The following is a 3226-nucleotide window of genomic DNA, read 5'->3' as shown; positions in this document are numbered from 1 at the left end:
GCCAGCCGTTCCGGCGGGTAGTCCGGGTCCAGCGGCACATACGCGCCGCCCGACTTCAAGATCGCCAGCAGCCCGACCACCATCTCCACCGACCGCTGCGCCGCAATGCCGACGCGTGATTCCGGGCCCACACCCCGCGCGATCAGCGCGTGAGCGAGCCGGTTGGCGCGGGCGTTCAGTCCGGCATACGTCAGTTGCTCGTCCTCGAACACCACCGCCACGGCATCGGGACGTGCCCTGGCCTGCGCCTCGAACAGCGCGTGCACCGGTGCCTGCCACGGGTGACGCTGCGGATTGCGGCCCGCCACCAGCAGCGCCGTGCGTTCGGCGTCATCCAGCAGTGATACCTCGCCAACGCGTTCCTGCGGCGTCGCGGCCACCGCCTCCAGCACCCGCAGGTAATGCCGCGCCATCCGGGCCACGGTCTGGGCGTCGAACAGCTCCGCCGCGTACGAGAACCAGCCGCGCACGGTACCGTCCTCGCCTTCCTCGGTATCGAGCGTGAATTCGAACTTCGCGCCCTGCTCGCCCAGCGGTTCGCGCGCCACCGTCAGGCCCGGCAGGCTCTCCAATGCCCGGCCGTCGGCCCGCTGGTGGTTGTGCATCACCTGGAACAGCGGTGTCTGCCCCAGGCTGCGCTCGGGCTGCAGCGCTTCCACCAGTTGCTCGAACGGCAGGTCCTGGTGGGCCTGCGCCCCCAGCACCGCGCCCTTGGCCGCTTCCAGCAGGCCCGCCAGCGTCTGCTGGCCATCCACGTCGGCCGCCAGCACCTGCGTATTGACGAAGAAGCCCACCACGCCCTCGGTCTCCACACGCTGGCGGTTGGCCACCGGCACCCCGATACGGATCTGCCCTTCGCCCGTGTAACGGTGCAGCAGCACCTGGAACCCGGCCAGCAGCGCCATGAACAGGCTCGCGCCTTGGCGCTGGGTCAGCGAGCGCAGGCCCGCCACCAGCGGTGCCGGCAGGTCGAAGTGGTACACGTCCTCGCGGTAGCGGGCCTGGGCTGTCCGGGCATGGTCCGTGGGCAGTGCCAGCACCGGGTGGTGCGTGCCAAGCTGCGACTTCCAGTAGTCGAGCTGGCGCGCCAGTTCACCGCTCTCCAGCCACTGGCGTTGCCAGACGGCGTAGTCGGCGTACTGGATCGGCAGCGGTTGTTCGTCGATGGCTGCACCCTCCACGCAAGCGCGGTAGTGGTGCACGAACTCGCGCAGCACCACCTGCATCGACCAGCCATCGGAGACGATGTGGTGCATGACCACCACCAGCAGGTGGTCGTCGGGGGCCAGCTCCAGCAGCAGCACGCGCAGCAGCGGGCCGTGGGCCAGGTCGAACGGTGCGCGGGCGAAGGCGGCGGCGCGCACCCGGGCCTGTGCCTCGTCGCAGCGAACGTGTTCGAAGGCCACCGGCGCCGGGGCGTCGATGACCTGGCGCGCCAGCCCATCCTCGCCGGCCTCGAAGCGCGTACGCAGCGACTCGTGCCGCGCAGCCAGCGCGTCGAAAGTTGTACGCACGGCGCCCGCATCAAGCGCGCCACGCAGGCGCAGCGCGCCGGCCATGTTGTAGCTGTTGCCTTCCGGTTCCAGCTGCCACAAGAACCACTGGCGCTGCTGGGCATAGGAGCCGACGACGTGCCGACGTGCCTCGTCCGGCAAGGCGGGAATGGTGGCGACGGTTGCGCCACGCGGCAGCGTATCGGCCAGTGCCGCGAGTTCGCAGAGCACCTGCCGCTCGAACAGGTGCCGCGGCGCGAGCGCCCAGCCCTGTTCCCGCGCGCGGGCCATCACCTGCAGGCTGCGCAAGGAGTCTCCTCCCAGTTCGAAGAAATTATCATGGCGCCCCACCTGCGCCACCCCCAGCACCTCCTGCCAGATCCCCGCCAGCGCCGCTTCCGTGCCACCCTGCGGCGCCTCGTACGTCTGCACCGCCACGTAGGCCGGCGCCGGCAATGCCCGCCGGTCCACCTTGCCGTTCGACGTCAGCGGCACCCCCTCCAGCACCATCACCACCGACGGCACCATGTAGTCCGGCAACTCCTCGCCCACCGCACGCCGCAGCGCCTGGCCATCGAGTCCTTCCGATCCCGTCACGTAACCCACGAGCCGGCCCTCGCGTGCCAGCACCACCGCCTCGCGCACCCCTTCGCAGACCAGCAGTTGCGCCTCCACCTCGCCCAGCTCGATCCGGAAGCCCCGGATCTTCACCTGGTGGTCGATCCGCCCCAGGTACTCCAGCTCCCCCGCCGCGCTCCAGCGCGCCAGGTCGCCCGTGCGGTACAGACGGCTGCCCGGCGCCCCGAACGGATCCGGCACGAAACGCTCGGCCGTCAGCGCCGCGCGGCCCAGGTAGCCCCGCGCCAGCCCCTCGCCCGATACGTACAGCTCACCCGCGATGCCGGCTGGCACCGGCTCGCCCTCGCCATCGAGCACGAACAGGCCCAGGTCCGGAATCCGCTCCCCGATGGGGCTGCGCTGACCTTCCAGGTCCGCCGCCTCGATGCGGCGGTACGTCACGTGCACGGTCGTCTCTGTGATGCCGTACATATTGATCAGCGCCGGTCCATCCTCCCCGAAATGGGCCAGCCATGGCCGCAGCGTCGCGGGCTCCAGTGCCTCACCCCCAAAGATCACCACGCGCAGCGGCGTGCTGGCCCGGGCGTATAGCGCCGGCACCTGCAGCAACTGCCGGAACGCCGACGGCGTCTGGTTCAGCACCGTCACCCCCTCGCGCTCGATCAGCGCCAGGAAGGCCTCCGGGTGGCGGCTCGTCAGGTACGGCACCACCACCAGCCTACCGCCGTGGCACAGCGCACCGAAGATCTCCCATACCGAGAAGTCGAACGCGTAGGAATGGAACAGCGTCCAGACGTCGTCGGGGCCGAAGTCGAACCAGTGCCCGGTGGAGGCTAGCAGCCGTGCGACGTTGCGATGCGTCAGCTGCGCGCCCTTGGGGCGCCCCGTGGAGCCCGAGGTATAGATCACGTAGGCCAGGTGATCGGGGGCGACGGCCACCGCTGGATTGTGGTCCGGGCCATCCGCCACGGCAGCAATCGGCAACACCGCGACGTCGGCCGGCACCGGCAGGTCCTGCGCCAGCCCATGCGTGAGCAGCAGCCCGATGCCGCTGTCCTCGATCATGTAGGCCAGGCGTTCCGGCGGGTAGTCCGGGTCCAGCGGCACGTACGCCCCGCCCGCCTTGAGGATCGCCAGCAGCCCGACCACCAGTT

General features: G+C 70.4%; 1 protein-coding gene. It reads right to left on the bottom strand.

Annotation, left to right across the window (positions count from 1 at the left end):
* Window positions 1–3226, bottom strand: a 3226-nt coding sequence (locus CYJ10_RS34495; RefSeq protein WP_219621585.1) for a non-ribosomal peptide synthetase, incomplete at both ends; no start/stop codon positions are given.

The sequence above is a fragment of the Cupriavidus pauculus genome (assembly GCF_002858765.1).
Taxonomy (GTDB): domain Bacteria; phylum Pseudomonadota; class Gammaproteobacteria; order Burkholderiales; family Burkholderiaceae; genus Cupriavidus; species Cupriavidus pauculus_B.
Note: the sequence above shows the minus strand (reverse complement) of the source record. Positions and strands in the feature narration are given on the sequence as shown.